Below are 2,120 nucleotides of genomic sequence, written 5' to 3'. Positions count from 1 at the left end.
GAGGTCTACCGAGACCTCGAATCGTTCGAAGCCCACCTGACCGCCCCCTACGGCGGACCCTTCAACCGAGCACTGCGCAACCTGATCGTCGAGGACGGGTCGCAGCTCACCTTCCTCGATCGTGCGGCGGAACCGGATGCCTGCGGAAGCGAGGGCGACGCGGAACAATCATCACAAATCGTTTTGTGCTGATCATCTTCCCGAAACCTCGCCTCGAGAGCATGGACGTGCGATCAGCGCGCACCAGAGGAGCAACGGATCCATGACCGACCGGGACGACGACTGGGCAGGCGCGCCACGGTGCCCGCAATGTCGACGCGAACTCGACTGGGAACTTCGTGCGACGCATGGCCACATCGCGATCGCGTTCGTCTGCGGGGTCCATGGCGAGATTCAGGTGCGCGACACGCTGCCCTGAAGGGGCCGGCCCGCACTCGCCTCAGCGGCGAAGAATCGCCCGGACCGGTGAGCCGTCCGCCTCCTGGATGCGCAGGGGGTACGCGAGCAGCTCATACGCACCCGCTTCGACAGGTGAGAGGTCGAGACCCTCGACGATGATGACGCCGGCGCCGAGAAGCGTCCTGTGGGCCGGGTAGTCCTCGTCCCCGAAGCGATCAACCGACAGGTAATCGATGCCCACGACGTCTGCGCCGCGCATGACCAGCTCTCGGGCGGCGCTCGCCGAGATGTACGGGTGCTCCGAATGGAAGACGGTGGTGTCCAGCGCGGACGCGGACGTCTTGAACAAGACGGCCATTCCCGAGAAGTCGCGTTGCGGGATTTCCGCTGGAGTCACCTCGAAGCGGTCTCCGATGTCGACCACGAGAGCGGGAACCGCGAATCGCTCGAGCGGCAGCTCGTCCAGCGTCGCACCATCTTCGAAGAAGTGCCGCGGGGCGTCCACGTGTGTCAGGAAGTGAGTCGTCCAGTTCTCGAGACTGGTGATCCGGCACGGATCGGCGGGTCCCACATCGCAGATGGTCCAGCTCTCGAGCGGGTCCTCGCCCGCGCACAACGCTTCGCCCGGAGCGATCAGGCGTGAGACATCGAATGTTTGCATGAGGACCTTCCATAGTGCGGGGCGACGGCGAAGCCGATCAGCCTTTCGAACCTCGGGTGGTTGAGGGCGGCGCCGTCGCGGCCTCGAGCCTCCGCCGCTCGCGGTTGGGCGCAGCCTTCTGCACGCGGTCTCGCGAGATCTCTCAGCGATCCCAGGATCTGAACCGATTTCGCGCCAGCTCGAGGGCCTGCGCGGCGTCGAACCCGGCCTTGAAATCGATCTCGGCGTTCTCCAGCGACTCCCCCGTCACATGCACGTTCGCGAGGCTCTCGGCGTATGCCTGCCACGCCGCATCCCGATGCGAAGTCACTTCGCCCCCAATATCAAACCCGATCACCGAAATCCATAGTCCCAGATCGCAGACGAGGATGCAAATCGTTTTGCATTCCCGTGCCACGAGCACCCAGGTCGCGTCTGCTGCGAGCATTCATGCGCCACCTGTCCCCCAAATGGCCGACATGCAGATTCCTGGTGGACCTGGAACTATGTGACCGCTGTGCAAAACGTTTTGTTAAGTGGAAGGAGCCACATGATGCACATCTCAATCAGGCGCCCGAGGCGGGCTGTTGTGAGCGCGCTGGCGATCAGCGCTCTCGTGACGACCGCTCTGGCCGCAGGATCGTCCTCCGCCCTCGCCGACCCTGGTCTGCAGGATGGTCCGGAGCCGTCGATCCACACCCAGCAGGCGTACGATCCGGCAGCGAACTTCACGTCGAAGTGGACGCGGGCGGATGCGAAGCAGCTCAAGCGGCTGTCAGATCCGACCGCGGGTTCGCGGCAGAACTCGATGCCCGCGGCCCTGACGATGCCGACCGTTCCGCAGGATTTCCCGGACATGTCCAACGGGCAGGTGTGGGTGTGGGACACCTGGCCGCTGACCGATGAGCACGGCAACCAGTACTCGGTGAACGGGCAGGAGATCATCTTCTCGCTGGTCGCCGACCGCAGCCTCGGGTTCGACGACCGGCACGTGTTCGCGAAGATCGGCTACTTCTACCGTCCCGCCGGCATCCCCGCCGACCAGCGCCCCGTCAACGGCGGCTGGACCTACGGCGGCCTG

At 64.8% G+C, this 2,120-nt stretch carries 4 protein-coding genes and 1 pseudogene; 3 read left to right on the top strand and 2 right to left on the bottom strand.

Annotated elements, in window-relative coordinates:
* Both ACH3VR_RS23290 and ACH3VR_RS23285 read left to right on the top strand, forming a co-directional pair.
* Window positions 1–192: pseudogene (locus tag ACH3VR_RS23290) on the top strand (hypothetical protein); the annotation flags it as partial.
* Between the two features lie 70 nt (window positions 193–262).
* A complete protein-coding gene (locus ACH3VR_RS23285; protein WP_397558730.1) occupies window positions 263–418 on the top strand; it encodes a hypothetical protein in 156 nt (51 codons plus the stop codon).
* A gap of 21 nt (window positions 419–439) precedes the next feature.
* Here the strand turns inward: ACH3VR_RS23285 and ACH3VR_RS23280 are convergent, their stop codons facing one another.
* Complete coding sequence (locus ACH3VR_RS23280) at window positions 440–1,060, bottom strand: cyclase family protein (RefSeq protein WP_397558729.1); 621 nt, start codon at window positions 1,058–1,060, stop codon at window positions 440–442.
* Window positions 1,061–1,202: 142 nt separating this feature from the next.
* Window positions 1,203–1,487, bottom strand: a complete 285-nt coding sequence (locus ACH3VR_RS23275) for a hypothetical protein (RefSeq protein WP_397558728.1) — start codon at window positions 1,485–1,487, stop codon at window positions 1,203–1,205.
* 102 nt (window positions 1,488–1,589) lie between these two features.
* On the opposite strand from ACH3VR_RS23275, the gene ACH3VR_RS23270 reads away from it, so the two are divergent.
* Window positions 1,590–2,120, top strand: a 531-nt coding sequence (locus ACH3VR_RS23270) for a glycoside hydrolase family 68 protein (protein WP_397558727.1), incomplete at its 3' end; no start/stop codon positions are given.

This window comes from Microbacterium alkaliflavum, from assembly GCF_044325405.1.
Lineage (GTDB): Bacteria > Actinomycetota > Actinomycetes > Actinomycetales > Microbacteriaceae > Microbacterium > Microbacterium alkaliflavum.
This window is presented reverse-complemented; position numbering and strand designations above follow the sequence as displayed.